General features: G+C 62.0%; 15 protein-coding genes. 10 read left to right on the forward strand and 5 right to left on the reverse strand.

Features of this window, described 5'->3' with window-relative positions:
• The first annotated feature begins 33 nt into the window (after window positions 1-33).
• From mnmE to BHD07_RS25465, 5 genes are all read left to right on the forward strand, one after another.
• Window positions 34-1,353, forward strand: a complete 1,320-nt coding sequence (gene mnmE / locus BHD07_RS25445) for a tRNA uridine-5-carboxymethylaminomethyl(34) synthesis GTPase MnmE (protein WP_100672632.1) — start codon at window positions 34-36, stop codon at window positions 1,351-1,353.
• Window positions 1,354-1,464: 111 nt separating this feature from the next.
• Window positions 1,465-3,342: a tRNA uridine-5-carboxymethylaminomethyl(34) synthesis enzyme MnmG gene (mnmG, locus tag BHD07_RS25450; RefSeq protein ID WP_198516754.1), complete on the forward strand. Its 1,878-nt coding sequence runs from the start codon at window positions 1,465-1,467 to the stop codon at window positions 3,340-3,342.
• Between the two features lie 8 nt (window positions 3,343-3,350).
• The gene (rsmG, locus tag BHD07_RS25455; protein ID WP_100672634.1) at window positions 3,351-3,992 is read left to right on the forward strand and encodes a 16S rRNA (guanine(527)-N(7))-methyltransferase RsmG; all 642 of its coding nucleotides are present in this window, start codon (window positions 3,351-3,353) and stop codon (window positions 3,990-3,992) included.
• 14 nt (window positions 3,993-4,006) lie between these two features.
• Complete coding sequence (locus tag BHD07_RS25460; protein WP_100672635.1) at window positions 4,007-4,801, forward strand: ParA family protein; 795 nt, start codon at window positions 4,007-4,009, stop codon at window positions 4,799-4,801.
• A 32-nt stretch (window positions 4,802-4,833) separates the two neighbouring features.
• Window positions 4,834-5,724: a ParB/RepB/Spo0J family partition protein gene (locus BHD07_RS25465; RefSeq protein ID WP_100672636.1), complete on the forward strand. Its 891-nt coding sequence runs from the start codon at window positions 4,834-4,836 to the stop codon at window positions 5,722-5,724.
• A gap of 9 nt (window positions 5,725-5,733) precedes the next feature.
• On the opposite strand, the gene holA is transcribed toward BHD07_RS25465, so the two are convergent.
• From holA to leuS, 3 genes are read right to left on the reverse strand one after another with little or no spacing between them, the layout of a single operon-like run.
• Window positions 5,734-6,765 carry a DNA polymerase III subunit delta gene (gene holA, locus BHD07_RS25470; protein WP_100672637.1) on the reverse strand — a complete coding sequence of 344 codons (1,032 nt, stop codon included), beginning with the start codon at window positions 6,763-6,765 and terminating at the stop codon, window positions 5,734-5,736.
• A gap of 12 nt (window positions 6,766-6,777) precedes the next feature.
• Window positions 6,778-7,323: an LPS assembly lipoprotein LptE gene (locus tag BHD07_RS25475; RefSeq protein WP_100672638.1), complete on the reverse strand. Its 546-nt coding sequence runs from the start codon at window positions 7,321-7,323 to the stop codon at window positions 6,778-6,780.
• Window positions 7,310-9,940: a leucine--tRNA ligase gene (gene leuS / locus BHD07_RS25480; protein ID WP_100672639.1), complete on the reverse strand. Its 2,631-nt coding sequence runs from the start codon at window positions 9,938-9,940 to the stop codon at window positions 7,310-7,312. The genes BHD07_RS25475 and leuS overlap by 14 nt, the downstream gene beginning before the upstream one ends.
• A gap of 266 nt (window positions 9,941-10,206) precedes the next feature.
• On the opposite strand from leuS, the gene BHD07_RS25485 reads away from it, so the two are divergent.
• Together BHD07_RS25485 and BHD07_RS25490 are read left to right on the forward strand one after the other, a co-directional pair.
• Window positions 10,207-10,866 carry a YggS family pyridoxal phosphate-dependent enzyme gene (locus tag BHD07_RS25485; protein WP_100672640.1) on the forward strand — a complete coding sequence of 220 codons (660 nt, stop codon included), beginning with the start codon at window positions 10,207-10,209 and terminating at the stop codon, window positions 10,864-10,866.
• Window positions 10,867-10,977: 111 nt separating this feature from the next.
• The gene (locus BHD07_RS25490) at window positions 10,978-12,885 is read left to right on the forward strand and encodes a propionyl-CoA synthetase (RefSeq protein ID WP_100672641.1); all 1,908 of its coding nucleotides are present in this window, start codon (window positions 10,978-10,980) and stop codon (window positions 12,883-12,885) included.
• 102 nt (window positions 12,886-12,987) lie between these two features.
• On the opposite strand, the gene BHD07_RS25495 is transcribed toward BHD07_RS25490, so the two are convergent.
• Window positions 12,988-13,686 carry a DUF1013 domain-containing protein gene (locus BHD07_RS25495; protein ID WP_018098706.1) on the reverse strand — a complete coding sequence of 233 codons (699 nt, stop codon included), beginning with the start codon at window positions 13,684-13,686 and terminating at the stop codon, window positions 12,988-12,990.
• Window positions 13,687-13,962: 276 nt separating this feature from the next.
• Here BHD07_RS25495 and acs point away from each other — a divergent pair, with 276 nt between their 5' ends.
• On the forward strand, window positions 13,963-15,912 hold the full coding sequence (gene acs, locus BHD07_RS25500) for an acetate--CoA ligase (protein WP_100672642.1): 1,950 nt from the start codon (window positions 13,963-13,965) through the stop codon (window positions 15,910-15,912).
• Window positions 15,913-16,083: 171 nt separating this feature from the next.
• Here the strand turns inward: acs and BHD07_RS25505 are convergent, their stop codons facing one another.
• Window positions 16,084-16,338, reverse strand: a complete 255-nt coding sequence (locus tag BHD07_RS25505) for a DUF1674 domain-containing protein (RefSeq protein ID WP_003531755.1) — start codon at window positions 16,336-16,338, stop codon at window positions 16,084-16,086.
• 130 nt (window positions 16,339-16,468) lie between these two features.
• Between BHD07_RS25505 and htpX the strand changes: the two genes are divergently transcribed.
• Together htpX and BHD07_RS25515 are read left to right on the forward strand one after the other, a co-directional pair.
• A complete protein-coding gene (gene htpX / locus BHD07_RS25510) occupies window positions 16,469-17,428 on the forward strand; it encodes a zinc metalloprotease HtpX (protein WP_100672643.1) in 960 nt (319 codons plus the stop codon).
• Entirely contained in the window at window positions 17,428-18,840 is a 1,413-nt protein-coding gene (locus BHD07_RS25515; protein ID WP_100672644.1) for an RsmB/NOP family class I SAM-dependent RNA methyltransferase, read from the forward strand. Before htpX ends, BHD07_RS25515 begins: the two co-directional genes overlap by 1 nt.
• The last annotated feature ends 39 nt before the right edge of the window (window positions 18,841-18,879 follow it).

Consider the following 18,879-nt stretch of genomic DNA (forward strand, 5'->3'; position numbering starts at 1 on the left):
AACCTGCTGGTCATTGCGTAAACCGGTAAGCCGATGCCATCCACCGATACGATCTACGCTCTTTCGAGCGGCTCGCTGCCTGCAGGCGTTGCCATTATACGTGTGAGCGGTCCGGCGACTGCTGATGCGCTGGTGCGACTTTGCGGAGCCCTGCCTGCGCCACGCATCGCGGCGCTCAGAACGATTCGGACTCGAAACGGTGAAACGCTGGACAGCGGCTTGGTGCTCTATTTCCCGGCGCCAGCGTCTTTCACCGGTGAAGATTGCTGCGAATTGCAGGTTCACGGTGGACGAGCCGTGGTAAGCGCCATCCTCGAGGAGCTCGCCGCAACTGAGGGGCTACGGCATGCTGAGGCCGGAGAGTTCGCAAGGCGGGCCTTTCAGAACGGCAAGCTTGATCTGGTGGAGGTGGAGGGGCTGGCCGACCTGATTGCTGCAGAGACGGAAATGCAGCGTCGTCTCGCCATAGAGCATTCCGGCGGCGGACAATCCGCACTCTATGCCGGTTGGGCCCGACGGCTGACCCATTCGCGGGCAATGATCGAGGCAGAGCTCGACTTTGCGGATGAAGACGATGTGCCGGGTTCCGTCAGCGCCGCGATCTGGGAGGATATCGGCAGACTCCGGCAGGAAATCGATGGCCATATCGCGCGCGCCGGCCTGGCCGAAATCATCCGGGACGGGCTCAAGATCGTCATTGCCGGTGAGCCGAACGCAGGCAAGTCGAGCTTGCTGAATGCACTGGCCCGAAGGGACATCGCTATCGTGACGGAGGTTGCAGGAACGACACGCGACGTTCTGTCCGTAGATCTTTCGTTAGCCGGATTCTCAGTTAAACTCTTCGATACGGCGGGACTTCGTGAAACGGATGAGCTTGTGGAGCGGGAGGGTATTCGGAGAGCCCGGCAGGTTATCGCCGATGCCGATCTTGTCCTTCTGTTATCGGAAAAACCGGGAGCATTCCGGCTTCATGAGGCTCTTCCGGAAACGGTCCCCGTCATTCGGGTTGCAACCAAGGTCGACCGCCCCTCACCACGATGGGCTGCATCGGATGCGGACATTTTTCTTTCCACGAGGACCGGTGAAGGCATGGCCGATCTATTGGCGGCACTGCAGTCGCATCTCCCCGATCTGGCCGGTAAGACAGCCCTCGCGATGCCGTCCCGGAAGCGCCACGTCGATTGTCTGCGACAGGCCAATTCGGCGCTGGAGCGGAGCCTGAGTTCTTCCGAACTCGAACTGCGTGCTGAGCAGCTTCGGCAAGCAGGAGATGCCCTGGGTAAGATTACTGGGCGGGTCGATGTGGAGAACCTTTTGGACGTGATATTCTCCGAGTTCTGTATCGGAAAATAACACGACGGATACAACGCAGGCGAGTCGCCTCGGGCGTTTCACGTGAAACGCCCTTGACTCGACGGCATGAACTGACAATCAAGGCGGAAGCTGAGCAAGCTAGGCTGGAGCATGTCTGAGATGGACTATGATGTCATTGTGATCGGTGGAGGCCACGCAGGTTGCGAGGCTGCCTCTGCTTCCGCGCGGCTCGGCGCCCGTACGGTTCTCATCACACATAAAAGGAATACGATCGGAGTAATGTCCTGCAACCCCGCGATCGGCGGGTTGGGCAAGGGCCACCTCGTACGGGAGATCGATGCGCTCGACGGCCTCATGGGACGTGTGGCCGATGCCGCGGGTATTCAGTTCCGGCTTCTCAACCGGCGCAAGGGGCCCGCAGTGCGCGGACCCCGTACTCAGGCAGACCGCAAGCTGTATCGCGAGGCGATGCAGCGGGAGATCGACGGGATCGAGCACCTCTCGGTGATCGAAGGGGATGCCTTCGACCTGTTGACCGAAGACGGTGTGGTTCGTGGCGTGATTATGAAGGACGGCCGAGTCTTTCGCGCATCAGCCGTCGTTCTCACGACCGGCACGTTTCTAAAGGGCCTCATTCATATCGGCCAGCGCAAGATACCCGCCGGTCGAGTGGGCGAGGAACCCTCCCTGGGTCTCTCTGAGACACTGCGGCGCTTCGGCCTGCAGCTTGGTCGATTGAAGACTGGCACGCCGGCGCGCCTGGACGGACGCACGGTCGACTGGGACCGCGTCGGGCGGCAAGGTCCGGACGAAAATCCAGTCCCGTTCTCCTTCATGACCGATGCAATCATCAATCGCCAGATCGATTGCGGCGTGACGCGGACCACGGATGCGACGCATAAGATTATCGCCGATAACATCCACCAGTCCGCGATGTATTCGGGACAGATCGAAGGCGTTGGCCCACGCTACTGCCCCTCTATCGAGGACAAGATCGTCCGCTTCGGCGAGAGAGATGGACACCAGATCTTTCTGGAGCCGGAGGGACTAGACGATGACACCGTCTATCCGAACGGGATTTCGACCTCCCTTCCCGAGGATGTGCAGGACGCCTTCATTCGTACGATTCCCGGTCTGGAGCAGGTCAAGATTCTCCAGCCGGGTTACGCGATCGAGTACGATCATGTCGATCCGCGGGAGCTGGAACTTTCCCTGGGCGTGCGCAAAATGCCCGGACTGTATCTTGCGGGTCAGATAAACGGCACGACGGGATATGAAGAAGCCGGAGCTCAGGGCCTCGTTGCCGGTTTGAATGCCGCGCTTCGCGCGAGCGGACGAGCTCCCCATGTCTTCAGCCGCACGGACTCCTATATTGGCGTGATGATCGATGACCTGACCTCGCGGGGGATAAGCGAACCCTATCGCATGTTTACGTCGCGGGCAGAATACAGGCTGTCATTGCGCGCAGACAATGCCGATATGCGGCTGACGCCAGCGGGCATTGCCCTCGGATGTGTCGGCGACGCACGTCGTCAACGCTTCGAGGCATGGAAGCATTCCTTCGAGACGGGACGCAGGCTCCTGCAGTCACTTTCGGTCACGCCAAGCGAGGGCAAGCGTTTCGGCCTGAAGCTCAATCAGGACGGCCAGCGTCGTACCGCTTTCGATATCCTCTCTTATCCGGATCAGTCGATCGCCGCTTTGAAACCGGTGTGGTCCGAACTTCAAAACATTCCGGCCGGGGTGGTCGAGGCGCTGGAGATCGATGCGGCCTATGCTGTCTATATGGATCGCCAGGCCACTGACATTGCCGGTGTAAGGCGTGACGAAAATACGACCATACCCGATGATTTTGACTACGACGTGCTTCCCGGCCTTTCGAACGAGCTGAAGCAAAAGTTGGCACAACACAAGCCGCGGAACCTCGCCCAGGCTATGAAGGTCGATGGCGTGACGCCCGCGGCGATATCTCTCATTCTGTCTTGGCTACGAAGGCAGGATCGCCAGGCACAACGTGTGGGTGGATAGGGTATACAATGCAAGCGAGTCTAGTTCCGGCACTGAACGGATTGCGTGTTTCACGTGAAACGGTCGAAAAGCTCGAGCATTTTGCCTCCCTCTTCCAGAAATGGGCGCGATCGATCAATCTCGTCGCCCCCTCGACGCTGGGGGATCTATGGCAGCGCCACATCCTCGATAGCCTTCAGCTTTATCAACTCTCCCCTGTTCCGAAGACTTGGGTCGATCTCGGAAGCGGCGGAGGATTTCCCGGTGTCATTACGGCCATTTGTCTTTCCGAGGCAGAAAACGGATGGGTTCACCTGGTCGAGAGCAATAACAAGAAGGCTGCCTTTTTACGCGTCGCGCTCAGGGAAACCGGTGCCAGGGGTTCCGTTCATCCGATTCGAATCGAAGCGGCACCCGCTGAAATCCCGAATTGCGACGCGATTTCGGCGCGTGCGCTCGCCGATCTGAGCCAATTGCTCGATCATTGTGCGCCATGGATGCTCATGGAAGGCTCCAAAACGGTGGCATTCTTTCACAAAGGGCGGGATTATCAGCAGGAAGTCGACAAAGCCGTTAGCCGCTTTCAATTCGATCTGATAAAACATGCAAGTGTCGTCGAGCCGGATTCGGTTGTGCTCGAGATTGCAAATCTTTCACGTCGGACGAAGTGATAGGCGAGCGAAACATGTTTGGCCCAAAGAATCGGATCATCACTATTGCCAATCAGAAGGGCGGCGTCGGCAAAACGACGACGGCCATCAATCTTGCTACGGCGCTCGCCGCCATCGGTGAAAGGGTGCTGATCGTCGATCTCGATCCGCAAGGCAATGCCAGCACCGGGCTGGGTATCCAGCGTCGTGCCCGGCATCTGTCTTCCTACGAGCTGATGATGGGAACCCATTCGATCGGCCAGATTGCTCAGGATACGGCGGTGCCAAATCTGGCCATCGTGCCTTCGACCATGGATCTGCTCGGCGTCGAGATGGAGATTTCCAAGGAATCGGATCGGGTTTTCCGGCTCCGAAAGGCTTTGGCTTCGGTGGATGCTCTTGCTTATTCCTATGTGCTGGTCGACTGCCCGCCATCGTTCAATCTTTTGACGATGAATGCAATGGCAGCCGCGCATTCGGTTCTCGTACCATTGCAGTGCGAGTTTTTTGCCCTCGAAGGCTTGAGCCAGCTGCTGGAGACGGTCGAGCAGGTGCGGCAGACGGTGAATCCAGGCCTCGACATTCAGGGAATCGTGCTGACCATGTTCGATTCCCGGAACAATCTTGCCCAGCAAGTCGTCAGTGACGTTCGCTTGCATTTGGGAGATAAGGTTTATCATACCCTCATTCCCCGCAACGTGCGGGTGTCCGAGGCCCCTTCCTACGGCAAGCCGGCCATTCTTTATGATCTCAAATGCGCCGGAAGTCAGGCTTATCTCCAACTGGCCTCGGAAGTCATTCAGCGCGAGAGGCAGCGGAAGGCCGCTTAATCGTTTCGGTAGCGTAACTAATCAGGTGTCAGATGAACGATGACAGCTCCAAGAGGCGTCTGGGTCGCGGCCTTGCCGCCTTGATCGGCGAAATGGACCAGCCGCTGCACACCGGCGCGGCTCCGGCCGCCGCAATCAGCGCCGATCGGCGGATCCCGATCGAGTTCGTTTCCCGCAACCCTCGCAACCCCCGCCGGCAGTTCGACGAGGCTGAGCTTCAGGACCTTGCAAGCTCGATCCGCCAGCACGGGATCGTTCAGCCGGTCGTCGTGCGCACCGTCGGTCACGACCGCTATGAGATCATTGCCGGTGAAAGGCGCTGGCGCGCGGCGCAACTTGCGGGCTTCACCGAAATACCGGTCATCGTGCGCGATGTCGACGACAGGACGGCGCTGGAGATCGCCATTGTCGAGAACGTTCAGCGCTCCGACCTCAATCCCCTCGAAGAGGCCCTGGGCTACGAGCAACTGATCGCGGAACACGGCTACACGCAGAACGATCTCGGCGACATCATCGGCAAGAGCCGGAGCCATGTTGCGAACAGCCTTCGCCTTCTGAAGCTGCCGGAGCCCGTGCGCGACATGCTTTCCGATGGCAGCCTTTCCGCGGGCCACGCCCGCGCGCTTATACCCACATCGGACCCGGTGGCCTTGGCGCGTGCGGTCGTCTCGAAAGGTCTTTCGGTCCGCGAGGCCGAACGGCTGGCGCAGAACGACATCAAATCGCAGAACGATCCCAACTACGCAAAGGGCCGCCAGCGCGAGGAGAAGGACGCCGATACGCTGGCGCTGGAGCGCACCCTGTCCGATAGCCTCGGCCTGGAAGTGAGCGTCAACCACAAGGCCAGCGGCGGGCATCTCAAGATTACATACAAGACGCTCGACCAATTGGAAGAGATTTGCCGGCTGCTCGAGCGGCGTTGACGAACACCCTCAACGCCGCGCAGACTGGATCGTGATCGCCAGGAGATTCTGGATCACCAGACTTTCCTCGAGGCTCTGGCGGCTGCGGCTTTGATAGATGGTCGCCTGCAGGCGGCCCAATTCGCGCCGGATCGCCGGAGCGGTCCAGTGTTTCAGCGCCGCTTCGACAACCGGCTTGCGGCGGAAGTGGAGGCCGCGGCCAAGGCTTGCGACGACCTGACCCGCGGACTGGCGGCCCGCATCCATTTCGGCACGCATCACGTCGAGCTGCTGGAATTGCCTCAGGCAGGCCTGAAGCACGAGGAAAGGCGGCGTCTTGGATGTCGTGATCTTCTTCATCGCGTGCAGCAGCGCGTCGGCGTCGCCCTTCAATACCGCATCGACCGCATCATCGACCGAAATGGCGCTGGCGTCGCCGACGATGCCGAGAACGTCGTCCTCGTCGACCAAATCCTTGCCGCGGCAATAGAGGGCGAGTTTCCGGAGCTCGTTGCGCGATGCCATGCGGTCGCCCCCGAGCGCCTCCACCAGACGTTCGCGTGCGGCGGGACCGATGCGAAGGCCCGCTTCCGAAAGTTCCTTGTCGACAAGTGCTTGCAGGCCCCTGGCGTCGTCGCTGTAGCAGGCGATCGAAGCGACGGAGCGGGAAGTCTCGCCCACTTTCCTGAGCGCCGCCCCCTTCTTGAGGTCGCCCGCTTCTATGATGAGCCGGGCGCCGGCGGGCGGGTCGGTCGCGAGAATCTGCAGCGCTTCGGTGAGCGCCTTCTCAGCGGACGCACCGCGCACCCAGACCAGCTTATCGCCGCCGAAAAGACCGATGGCATTGACTTCGTCCAGCACGCTTCCCGCGCCCTGCAATGACCCGGCATCAAGCTTGACGACGGCGAAAGGATCATCGAGAGGAAGGCCGAAGCTGCCGGCGAGTTCGGACGCGCGTTCCGAGACGAGGCCGCGATCGGGACCGTAGAGCAGGAAAAGCCGGTAGATCGCCGCAGATCGCTGCAGGAAATTATCGAATTCGTGCGACTTGACCTCGCTCATCTGACGAACGGATCAGCGGCCGAGAGCGGCTGCGAGGTCGGCCCCGATGATCTCCGCCAGTTCCTTGGCGGCGCGATTCTCGCCATCGCGCACGGCGCGTATCTTGGCGAATTCCTGCTGGGGGAAGTCGACCAAAGCGACGGCCGTCCGGTTCCCTGACTTCACGGTCTCGCCGGTGGCGGTCTTGGTCAGGTTGTAGTCCGCTTTCACGACAATGCGGCCGGCTCCGGCGTCGTCGTCGTCATTGTCGAGATCCGTGCTCTCGTAGAGCACGCCCATCGTCCGGTGCGAGACGCTGAGCGCCAGATGATATTGCGGATTGACCGGTTCGCCCTGACCACGCGACGTCAGGAAGACGAGGGCATTTCGGACTTCCTGCTCGACGCGATCGTCGGCTTCCGAAATCTCGATCGCGGCAAGCGCGACAGAGGTCGCACCGGTAGGACCGTCGGAGTAGAGGGGCCTGACCTGGCAGCCGCCAAGTGCCGCGAGCGACAATGCGCCGGCTACGAAGCCCAAGGACCGAAGACGGAAGCCAGCTATATCAGACAACGACATTGACGATCCTCTGAGGCACGACGATGATCTTCTTCGGGCTGCCGCCGTTGAGCGCGGCTTTTACGGCGTCGAGCGCGAGCACGGCGCTTTCGATCGCACTCTGATCTGCGTCGCGCGCGATTGTCAAATCGGCGCGCTTTTTCCCGTTGACCTGGACCGGGAGCGTGATCTCGTTCTCGACGATGAGCGCAGCATCGAATTTCGGCCAGGGCATCTCGGCGATCAGACCTTTACCGCCGATCTCCCGCCAGCATTCTTCCGCAAGATGCGGCATCATCGGCGCGATCAGGTTGATCAGGATCGTGGCGGCGTCCTTTACCGCAGCAGTCAGAGCGTTGTCCGCCTTGCCGCTCGCGACCTGCGTCAGCGGGGCGGCCATGGCGTTCACCAGTTCGTAAATGCGAGCGACCGCCTTGTTGAAGGCGAGCTTGTCATAGTCGGCCTCTACCGCCTTGAGAGTGCGATGCGCGGCCTGGGACACGGCAAGCCCCTCGCCTCCGCTTGCCGGTGCGGCATCGACGGCACGCAGCTTCTCCGCGGCCTCGGTCAGAAGTCGCCAGACGCGCTGCACGAAGCGATGGGCGCCTTCGACGCCTGCTTCGGACCAGATAACGTCGCGATCCGGCGGCGAATCGGAGAGCACGAAGAAACGTGCAGTATCGGCCCCGTAGGAGCCGATGATGTCATCCGGGTCGACGACGTTCTTCTTCGACTTCGACATCTTCTCGATCGATCCGATGGCGATTTCCTCGCCGGTCTCGATGTGGACCGCGCGCCGCTGTCCGTCTGTTTCCTCGACGCGGATTTCGGCGGGCGTGATCCATTCCCGCTGCGCGCCTTCGCCGCGGCTATAGGTCTCGTGGACGACCATGCCCTGCGTGAACAGCCCCTTGAAAGGCTCGTCCAGGGCCACGTGGCCGGTCGCCTTCATCGCGCGGGTGAAGAAGCGCGAATAGAGCAGATGCAGGATCGCATGCTCGATGCCGCCGATATACTGGTCGACCGGCAGCCAGTGATTGGCCGCTTTCGGATCCGTCGGGTTGTCCTCCCAGGGCGCCGTGAAGCGGGTGAAGTACCAGGAGGAATCGACGAAGGTATCCATCGTGTCGGTTTCCCGGCGTGCGTCCTTGCCGCATTGCGGGCAGGCGACGTGACGCCAGGTCGGGTGACGGTCGAGCGGATTGCCGGGCTTGTCGAAGGTCACGTCCGGCGGCAGCGTCACGGGCAGGTCTGCCTTCGGCACCGGAACGACGCCGCAGTCGTCGCAATGGATGACCGGGATCGGGCAGCCCCAGTAGCGCTGGCGGGAAATGCCCCAGTCGCGCAGGCGGAAATTGACTTTGCGCTCGCCACGCGGCGTGCCGTTCAGCAGATCGTTTTCGAGTCTGGAGGCGACGGTCTCGAACGCCTCTTGCGCCGAAAGCCCGTCGAGGAAGCGCGAATTGATCATCACGCCGTCGCCGTCATAGGCCTCGTCGCCGATCGTGAAGGTCTGCGGATCGGCATCCTTCGGCATCACCACCGGAACGACCGGCAGATCGTATTTGCGGGCGAAATCCAGGTCGCGCTGGTCGCCCGAAGGGCAGCCGAAGATGGCGCCGGTGCCGTAGTCCATCAGCACGAAATTGGCGATGTAGACCGGCAGCTCCCAGTTCGGATCGAAGGGGTGTCGCGCGCGGATGCCGGTGTCGATGCCCTTCTTCTCCGCCGTCTCCAGTGCGGCGAGCGACGTGCCCGCGCGCCGGCATTCCTCGCAGAAGGCTTCGATCTCGGCGTTCTTGGCCGCGGCATCCCTGGCGAGCGGATGATCGGCGGAGATCGCCAGGAAGGAGGCGCCGAACAGCGTATCGGGCCGCGTCGTATAGACGGTGACTTCCTTCTCCTCGCCGGGGACCGTCGCCGGATCGAGCTCCCACCGCACCGACAGCCCTTCCGAACGGCCGATCCAGTTTTTCTGCATCAGCCGCACTTTTTCGGGCCACTCGTCGAGCGTGTCGAGCGCGTCGAGCAGATCCTGGCTGAAGTCGGTGATGCGGAAGAACCATTGCGTCAGCTCGCGCTGTTCAACGAGCGCGCCGGAGCGCCAGCCGCGGCCTTCGATCACCTGCTCGTTGGCGAGCACGGTATTGTCGACCGGGTCCCAGTTGACCTTCGATTGCTTTCGGTAGACCAGGCCTTTTTCCAGGAAATCGAGGAAAAGATGCTGCTGGCGCTGGTAATATTCGGGATCGCAGGTCGCAAACTCCCGGCTCCAGTCGAGCGAAAGCCCCATGACCTTGAGCTGCGCCTTCATCGAGGCGATGTTCTGGTAGGTCCAGCTCGCCGGATGAACGCCGCGCTCCATGGCAGCGTTTTCCGCCGGCATGCCGAAGGCGTCCCAGCCCATCGGGTGCAGCACGTTGAAGCCGCGGGCGCGCTTGTAGCGGGCGACCACGTCGCCCATCGTGTAATTGCGCACGTGACCCATGTGGATCCGCCCGGACGGATAGGGGAACATCTCCAGGACGTAATATTTGTCGCGCGGATCGTCGTTCTTCGTCTCGAAGACCTTGCCCGCTTCCCATTGGTGCTGCCAGCGCGGTTCGGCATCGCGCGGATTATATCGTTCGGTAGCCATGTCTTTGTCGATGTTCCGGAAATTCTGCCGGGCGCGAGCGCCCGCGCGTGATAGCTGGCGTGACCTTCACCACGAAACGCCCCAAGCGTCAAGTTTAGAAGGATTCGCCGGGCGATCCCTTCGATTTGGCATTCCAAGCGCGGGAAGGATAACGCCGCGCCCAAAGCGAACCCGCCCGCTCCGGGTTGCGCTGGACTTGGCAAGCGTTGCAAGTTTCAATAAGCCGCAAGCGAAGATGTCTAGACGATCTTGAACGGGAGCGTGGAATGGAAGTCGAGGAACGGCTGAACGAAGTGCTGAGCCGGATTCGCGCAAGTGAGAAGTCGGCGAAGCGTTCGGAAAATGCCGTCAGTCTGGTGGCCGTGTCGAAAACCTTCGACGCCGAGACGATCCGGCCGGTGATTGAGGCTGGCCAGCGCCTCTTCGGCGAGAACCGCGTGCAGGAGGCGCAAGCGAAATGGCCCGCGCTCAAGCGTGAGACCCCGGACATCGAGCTGCACCTGATCGGTCCGCTGCAATCCAACAAGGCTGCAGACGCCGTTGCGCTCTTCGACGTCATAGAGACGATCGACAGGGAGAAGATCGCGCGCGCGGTCGCCGCCGAAATGCAGCGCCAGGGGCGCGATATCCGCCTCTATGTTCAGGTGAACACGGGTCTCGAGCCGCAGAAAGCTGGCATCGCGCCGGACGACGCGGCCGCTTTCGTCGGGCTTTGCCGTGACGAGTTGGCTCTGAACATCGAAGGACTGATGTGCATTCCCCCGCTGGACGAAAATCCGGGACCGCACTTCGCCCTGCTCGCCAAGCTTGCCGATCAGTGCGGCCTTTCCAGGCTCTCCATGGGCATGTCGGGCGATTTCGAAACGGCAATCGCCTTCGGCGCCACCGGAGTGCGGGTAGGCTCCGCCATTTTCGGAGCACGCTGAGCTCCAATCCCATTACCCTTTCGTCGGGGTTCCCGTTTACCTCCGTTCGCCTATCTTGCGAAGTGGAGGAACCGGGCTTCTCGTCCGGAGAGCGAGTGGGAGGAAACGGATATGGCGAGCCGCTATTCCGAAGTGTATGCCGCGTGGAAAGCCGATCCGCACGGCTTCTGGGCAGATGCCGCAGCGGTGATTGACTGGTTCGAGCGGCCGGCGCGCATTTTCGAGCCTGCCGGCGGCACCTATGGCCACTGGTTTCCGGATGGCGTCACCAACACCTGCCACAACTGCCTCGACCGGCATGTCGAGGCCGGCCGAGGCGAGCAGCCGGCCTTTATCTATGACAGCCCCGTCACCGGCCGGATCGAGAGGATCTCCTATGCGGACCTGCTCGCCGATGTGAAGGCAATGGCTGCGATCTACCGCAATCTGGGCGTCGACAAGGGCGATCGCATCATCATCTACATGCCGATGATTCCGCAGGCGGCGATCGCCATGCTCGCGGCAGCGCGGATCGGCGCGGTGCATTCTGTCGTTTTCGGCGGCTTTGCCGCCAACGAACTCGCCATGCGCATCGATGATTGCCAGGCAAAGCTCGTCGTCTCGGCAAGCTGCGGGCTGGAGCCCGGTCGGACCGTCGCCTACAAGCCTCTGCTCGATCAGGCGATCGAAACGGCCAGGCACAAGCCCGCCCATTGCCTGATCTATCAGCGCTATATGCTCGCCGCCTCGATGATTCGCGGCCGCGACATCGATTTCGCCGAGGCGCTTGCGCAGGCCAGAGACGCCGGTGAGGAAGCCTCTTGCACGCCGGTTGCCTCCACCGATCCGCTTTATGTCCTCTATACGTCCGGGACGACCGGCCAGCCGAAAGGCGTCGTGCGGGACAATGGCGGCCATATGGTCGCGCTCAAATGGTCGATGGAGAACTTCTTCGGCGTCAATGCCGGCGACGTGTTCTGGGCGGCTTCCGACATCGGTTGGGTGGTCGGTCATTCCTACATCGTCTACGGGCCGCTCCTCAACGGCTGCACGTCGATCCTCTTCGAAGGAAAGCCAGTCGGGACGCCCGACCCCGGAACCTATTGGCGCGTGATTTCCGAACACGGCGTCGCCGTCATGTTCACCGCGCCGACGGCGCTGCGAGCGATCCGGAAAGAGGATCCGGAAGCTGTCCATGCAGGCCGTTACGACCTGTCGCGGTTCCGGGCGCTCTATCTTGCGGGCGAGCGGGCCGACCCGGACACGATCCGCTGGGCGGAACGGGCGCTGAAGGTTCCGGTGATCGATCACTGGTGGCAGACGGAAACAGGATGGCCCGTCGCCGGCAATCCATTGGGTCTCGGCCTCCTGCCGGTAAAATACGGTTCCCCGGCGGTTCCCCTCCCCGGCTACGACGTGCAGGTCGTCGACGACGCGGGCCACCCGGTGGAAACCGGCGCGCTCGGCAATGTCGTGATCAAGCTGCCTTTGCCGCCCGGCTGCCTGCCGACGCTCTGGAATGCCGATCACCGCTTCCATGCGGCCTATCTCGAGGAATATCCCGGCTTCTACAAAACGGCGGATGCCGGCTATCTCGACGAGGACGGCTATATCTTCATCATGGCGCGGACCGACGACATCATCAACGTTGCGGGACACCGGCTGTCGACGGGGGCCATGGAAGAGGTTTGCGCCAGCCATCCGGATGTCGCCGAATGCGCCGTGATCGGCATCGCCGATCCCCTCAAGGGGCAGGTGCCGGCGGGCTTCCTGGTCATCAACGCCAATGTTTCCCGTGAAACAGAAGAAATCGAGAAGGAGGTCATCGGCCTCGTGCGCGAGCGCATCGGGCCGGTCGCCGCCTTCAGGACGGCGGTCTGCGTCAAGCGGCTGCCAAAGACGCGATCCGGCAAGATCCTGCGCTCGACGATCCAGAAGATCATCGACCGCCAGCCCTGGACGATGCCGGCGACGATCGACGATCCGTCGATCCTCGACGAGATTACCGAACTGTTGCGGTCCAAGGGGATTGGCGTTTAGAGCACTTCCACGAAAGCGTGTAACGGTTTTCCGTCAGCGACGGTCAATAAAAAACCCGGATGTTGCGATCCGGGTTTTCTCATCTCGCAGATGGCGAACCGATCAGTAGTCGTCTTCCTCGTCGTCCTTGCGGTCCGACTTCAGCGACTTCAGCTTGGCGAAGACGGCATCGGCGTCGATTTCCTTCTCCTCTTCGCGATCGTGGCCGTAGTCGAGCTTCTCGGTCTCCTGCGCGGATTCGAGCGTCGCGCCGGTCTCGGCTGCGGAAGGAAGCGGGCGCCCCTTGGAGGCGCGCTCGACCTCCAGGTCCAGGTCGATCTGCGAGCAGAGGCCGAGAGTCACCGGGTCCATCGGCGTCAGGTTGGCGGAGTTCCAGTGGGTGCGCTCGCGAATCTGCTCGATCGTCGCCTTCGTTGTGCCGACAAGACGCGAGATCTGCGCGTCCTTCAGTTCCGGATGGTTGCGGACCAGCCACAGAATGGCGTTCGGGCGGTCCTGACGCTTGGAGACCGGCGTGTAGCGCGGGCCCTTGCGCTTGGAGTCCGGGACGCGGACCTTCGGCTCCGAAAGCTTGAGTTTGTGATTCGGATTTCCTTCGGCGCGTGCGATCTCGTCGCGCGAAAGCTGGCCGGTAGCGATCGGATCGAGGCCCTTGATACCCTGCGCCGATTCACCGTCGGCAATCGCCTTGACCTCGAGCGGGTGCAGCTTGCAGAACTGCGCGATCTGGTCGAACGAGAGTGCGGTGTTGTCAACCAGCCAGACGGCTGTTGCCTTGGGCATAAGCAGTTGCTGAGCCATGGATATAGTCCTTTTGTCCGTCCGCGCCGGTGTCGCGGGCCGTGGAGTCTACCACTCATTTCCGGGAATTGGGGGTTCTATACCGTTCTTGTCTCGAAATTGCAATTCTTCACTTTCAAATGTGCTTTTGTCTAATTGCGGACCGGAAGCGACCTGCTTATGAATTGTCGCAAAGGACCGGTGGGAGCCGATCCAGGGCGGAATGAGGAACTCTGTGCGCAGTTTTCCGCCGGTATCCGCCCATGATCTGACCAGAAATGCGCAGGGAGGAAAGTTATGGACGTCAAGACCTACCCGGTCCTAGAAGCGGCCAAGAACCGCACGCTGCTCGACAATGCGACCTATCTCGAATGGTATCGCGAGAGCGTTGCCGATCCGGAGAAGTTTTGGGGCGAGCACGGCAAGCGGATCGAATGGTTCGAGCCCTATACAAAGGTCAAGAATACCTCCTTCGAGGGCGATGTCTCGATCAAGTGGTTCGAAGACGGACTGACCAATGTGTCCTACAATTGCATCGACCGCCACCTGAAGACGCACGGCGACAAGACCGCGATCATCTGGGAGGGAGACAATCCCTATCTCGACAAGAAGATCACCTATAACGAGCTGTACGACAGGGTCTGCCGTCTTTCCAACGTCATGAAGAAGCACGGCGTCAAGAAGGGCGACCGCGTCACCATCTACATGCCGATGATCCCCGAAGCGGCCTATGCGATGCTCGCCTGCGCGCGCATAGGCGCGATCCATTCGGTCGTTTTCGGCGGCTTTTCGCCCGAGGCGCTGGCCGGCCGAATCGTCGATTGCGAGTCCACCTTCGTGATCACCTGCGACGAGGGCCTGCGCGGCGGCAAGCCGATTCCGCTCAAGGAGAATACCGATACGGCGGTCGATATCGCTGCCAGGCAGCACGTAATGGTCAGCAAGGTCCTGGTCGTGCGCCGCACCGGCGGCAAAGTCGGCTGGGCTCCGGGCCGCGATCTCTGGTATCATCAGGAGACCGCGACGGTGGAGCCGCATTGCCCGCCGGAAAAGATGAACGCGGAGGACCCGCTCTTCATCCTCTATACGTCCGGCTCTACCGGCAAGCCGAAGGGCGTGCTGCACACGACCGGCGGCTATCTCGTCTACGCTTCGATGACACATCAATACGTGTTCGACTACCGGGACGGCGACATCTACTGGTGCACGGCCGATGTCGGCTGGGTCACCGGCCACTCCTACATCGTCTACGGGCCGCTCGCCAATGCGGCGACGACGCTGATGTTCGAGGGCGTGCCCAACTTCCCCGACGCGGGACGATTCTGGGAAGTGGTCGACAAGCACAAGGTCAACATCTTCTACACCGCGCCGACCGCGATCCGCTCGCTGATGGGAGCGGGCGACGATTTCGTCAAGCGCTCCTCACGCTCTTCGCTGCGCCTGCTCGGAACGGTCGGCGAACCGATCAATCCGGAAGCCTGGGAGTGGTACTATCACGTTGTCGGCGACGAGCGTTGCCCTATCGTCGATACCTGGTGGCAGACTGAGACCGGCGGCATACTGATCACGCCGCTGCCGGGGGCCACCGATCTCAAACCCGGCTCGGCGACGCGGCCCTTCTTCGGCGTCCAGCCGCAGATCGTAGACAGCGACGGCAAGGTCGTAGAGGGCGCGGCCGACGGCAACCTCTGCATCACCGACAGCTGGCCCGGGCAGATGCGGACGGTCTATGGCGACCACGAACGCTTCATCCAGACCTACTTCTCCACCTACAAGGGCAAGTATTTCACGGGTGACGGCTGCCGCCGCGACGAGGACGGCTACTATTGGATCACCGGCCGTGTCGACGACGTGCTGAACGTCTCCGGCCACCGGCTCGGCACGGCGGAGGTGGAATCGGCGCTCGTCTCGCACAACCTCGTTTCCGAGGCGGCGGTCGTCGGCTATCCGCATCCGATCAAGGGTCAGGGCATCTATTGCTACGTTTCGCTGATGGCCGGCGAGGTCGGAGACGACGAACTGCGCCAGGCGCTCGTCAAGCACGTCCGTTCGGAGATCGGGCCGATCGCGACGCCGGACAAGATTCAGTTCGCCCCCGGCCTGCCGAAAACACGCTCGGGCAAGATCATGCGCCGGATTCTCCGCAAGATCGCCGAGGACGATTTCGGTTCGCTCGGCGACACGTCGACCCTCGCAGATCCAGGTGTCGTCGACGACCTGATCGCCAATCGTCAGAACCGCGCGTGATGTGAGCTGGGTGGCGAGAGCCACTTATCCCGCTGCCGCACCTTCTCCCCGCAAGCGGGGCGAAGGGGCATTGCGGGGAGAAGGTTAGGATGAGGGGCTCAACCCCGCCCTCCACCAGCCCCGAACGCAGCGCTCGATTCGCTACCGAAACGAAATTGAAACGACCTGCCCTCAGAAATCGATCGCGCGGCCCTTGATCTCCCAATCGCCGAAGCGAGCCGGGTCGAGGCCGCCGCGTCCGCCCAGTTCCGCCGGCATATCCTTCGGCGCTTCGGCACGTCGCCTCTCTTCGGCCTCCTTCAGAGCGCGCAGCGCTGCCGGGGAAAGCGGACGTTTGGGGCGGTCGGGAGAATTGTCGTTGTCGTTCTGCATACCGGTCGCGGTTTCCGTAACGATATTGAAGAGCTGGCCGTTTATACCCATCATATAGGCACTTCCGTGTGAACGGAAACGCTTGATTCACGTGAAACCTTTGCGCGTACCGAATGGAACGAAGCGGCTGCAAGCGGCTTTCCAGGAGGCGCGGAAAGGACACCGATATGGTTGGAGCTCATTCATGAACCTCATGCGCACGGCAATGCTGCTTGCCTTCATGACCGTCCTCTTCATGGCCGTCGGCTATGTCATCGGCGGCCGCGGTGGCATGATGATCGCCCTCGTCATCGCCGCGGGCATGAACTTCTTCTCCTACTGGAATTCCGACCGGATGGTCCTGCGGATGTACCGGGCGCAGGAGGTGGACGAGCGCAGCGCGCCGGAATATTACGGCATTGTCCGCGATCTGGCGAAGAATGCCGGCCTGCCGATGCCGCGCGTCTACGTCATCGACAGCCCGCAGCCGAATGCCTTCGCCACCGGCCGCAATCCCGAGAACGCTGCGGTCGCCGCTTCGACGGGATTGCTGCATTCGCTCTCCTACGAAGAGGTTGCCGGGGTTATGGCGCATGAGCTCGCCCATATCCAGTATCGCGACACTTTGACGATGACGCTGACGGCGACGCTCGCCGGTGCGATTTCCATGCTTGGCAATTTCGCCTTCTTCTTCGGTGGCAACCGCGAGAACAACAATCCGCTCGGCTTCATCGGCGTGCTGATCGCGATGATCGTCGCCCCGCTCGCGGCCATGCTGGTACAGATGGCGATCAGCCGTACACGCGAATATTCCGCCGACCGCCGCGGCGCGGAGATCTGCGGCAATCCACTCTGGCTTTCCTCGGCGCTTCGCAAGATCGCCGGTGCCGCGCAGGTCATCCATAACAATGACGCCGAGCGCAATCCGGCGACGGCGCATATGTTCATCATCAATCCCCTCTCGGGCGAGCGGATGGACAATCTGTTCTCGACCCATCCGAACACGGAGAACCGGGTGGCGGCTCTGGAGAGAATGGCCCGCGAGACGTCCACGGGCTCGACGGCGCCGGTCCGCCCTGATAATGCAGGGCGCAAATCGCGCTCTGTCCCGAGAACCGGCTGGGGTCGCGGTGGTTCCGAACCGCCGAAAGGCCCCTGGTCCTGATGCCCGAAAACCGCAAGAACGATTCACGTCCGAAACGATCCCGCGAGCACAATCGCTCAAGAGCGGGAGGAGCCCGGCCCGACGCCGATGCCGCGGCCAAACCGGGCTTGAAGAGCCGCCAGGCGGCTGCCAAGATCCTGGCAGCGGTGGTGGACCGCAAGACGCCGCTCGACGGAATGCTCGATCCGGAGCGCGGGAACCCGGCCTATCGCGAGTTGAGCGAAGCAGATCGCGCGCTGGTGCGCGCCATTCTCAACTCGGCACTCCGCCATCTGCCGCGCATTCGCGCGGCCATCGACTCGCTTCTGCAAACGCCTCTCCCCGAGGGTGCGCGGGCTCTCGAACACGTGCTTACCGTTGCCGCCGCGCAGATTCTCTATCTCGAGGTTCCGGATCATTCGGCAGTCGATCTCGCAGTGGAACAGGCCCAGTCCGACCCGCGCAACCGCCGCTTCGCAAGCCTCGTCAACGCCGTATTGCGGCGGCTTTCGCGTGAAAAGGACGAAATTCTCGAAAAGCTGCAGCAAGTGCCGGCGATGCCCGGCTGGTTCTTCGACAGGCTCGTCGCCTGTTACGGTCCCGACCAGGCCGAGCGCATCTCCGAGGCGCAGCTCGTTCCCGCCGCCATTGACGTGACCGTGAAATCCGATGCGGCGTCCTGGGCGGAACGGCTCGCTGGCACCGTGTTGCCGACCGGCTCCGTTCGTCTTCAGGACTTCTCCGGTTCGATCCCGTCGCTTTCAGGCTTTTCGGAAGGGGCCTGGTGGGTCCAGGACGCGGCTGCTTCCATTCCGGCCCGCCTTTTCGGCGATATTCACGGGAAAAAGGTGGTCGATCTCTGCGCTGCGCCCGGCGGCAAGACGGCGCAGCTTGTCCTCGCGGGGGCGGAGGTGACTGCGCTCGATCAGTCGTCAAGCCGGTTGCGGCGGCTCAAGGCGAACCTCGAGCGGCTGGGCTTCGAGGCCCGGACCAAGGAGAGCGACATGGCCGAGTTCCGGCCGGAAGAGCTCTTTGACGCGGCGCTTCTCGACGCCCCCTGCTCCTCGACGGGCACCACCCGGCGGCATCCCGACGTGCTCTGGACGAAAGGCCCGCCGGACGTCGAGAAGCTTGCCAGGCTGCAGGAACGGCTGCTGCGGCATGCGCTTACCCTGGTGAAGCCCGGCGGCCTCATCGTCTTTTCCAATTGCTCGCTCGACCCGCTGGAGGGCGAGGAGGTCGTCGCCCGCGTCGTCGCCGACGGCGGATGCGAACGGGTGCCGATCGACGCAGCCGATTGGCCGGGGCTCGAAAAGGCGATCACCCCGCTTGGAGAGTTCCGCACGACACCTGCGATGCTTCCTCTGGAACCGCCCTTCGCCGGTGGCCTCGATGGTTTTTATGCCGCCGTGCTGCGCCGTGAGGGAGCCTGAGGGCGCTCATCAACAGACTGTTTTGCTTTGACAATTGAC

Source organism: Sinorhizobium sp. KGO-5 (genome assembly GCF_036245905.1).
Classification (GTDB): domain Bacteria; phylum Pseudomonadota; class Alphaproteobacteria; order Rhizobiales; family Rhizobiaceae; genus Sinorhizobium; species Sinorhizobium meliloti_A.

Excerpts from the sequence above, each read along its gene's own strand:
- BHD07_RS25505 (WP_003531755.1), bottom strand. The coding sequence starts at position 16,338 with ATGATGGGTATAAACGGCCAGCTCTTCAATATCGTTACGGAAACCGCG.
- mnmG (WP_198516754.1), top strand. The coding sequence starts at position 1,465 with ATGTCTGAGATGGACTATGATGTCATTGTGATCGGTGGAGGCCACGCA.
- holA (WP_100672637.1), bottom strand. The coding sequence starts at position 6,765 with ATGAGCGAGGTCAAGTCGCACGAATTCGATAATTTCCTGCAGCGATCT.
- BHD07_RS25515 (WP_100672644.1), top strand. The coding sequence starts at position 17,428 with ATGCCCGAAAACCGCAAGAACGATTCACGTCCGAAACGATCCCGCGAG.
- acs (WP_100672642.1), top strand. The coding sequence starts at position 13,963 with ATGGACGTCAAGACCTACCCGGTCCTAGAAGCGGCCAAGAACCGCACG.
- BHD07_RS25465 (WP_100672636.1), top strand. The coding sequence starts at position 4,834 with ATGAACGATGACAGCTCCAAGAGGCGTCTGGGTCGCGGCCTTGCCGCC.
- rsmG (WP_100672634.1), top strand. The coding sequence starts at position 3,351 with ATGCAAGCGAGTCTAGTTCCGGCACTGAACGGATTGCGTGTTTCACGT.
- BHD07_RS25490 (WP_100672641.1), top strand. The coding sequence starts at position 10,978 with ATGGCGAGCCGCTATTCCGAAGTGTATGCCGCGTGGAAAGCCGATCCG.
- htpX (WP_100672643.1), top strand. The coding sequence starts at position 16,469 with ATGAACCTCATGCGCACGGCAATGCTGCTTGCCTTCATGACCGTCCTC.
- BHD07_RS25495 (WP_018098706.1), bottom strand. The coding sequence starts at position 13,686 with ATGGCTCAGCAACTGCTTATGCCCAAGGCAACAGCCGTCTGGCTGGTT.
- leuS (WP_100672639.1), bottom strand. The coding sequence starts at position 9,940 with ATGGCTACCGAACGATATAATCCGCGCGATGCCGAACCGCGCTGGCAG.
- BHD07_RS25485 (WP_100672640.1), top strand. The coding sequence starts at position 10,207 with ATGGAAGTCGAGGAACGGCTGAACGAAGTGCTGAGCCGGATTCGCGCA.
- BHD07_RS25460 (WP_100672635.1), top strand. The coding sequence starts at position 4,007 with ATGTTTGGCCCAAAGAATCGGATCATCACTATTGCCAATCAGAAGGGC.
- BHD07_RS25475 (WP_100672638.1), bottom strand. The coding sequence starts at position 7,323 with ATGTCGTTGTCTGATATAGCTGGCTTCCGTCTTCGGTCCTTGGGCTTC.
- mnmE (WP_100672632.1), top strand. The coding sequence starts at position 34 with ATGCCATCCACCGATACGATCTACGCTCTTTCGAGCGGCTCGCTGCCT.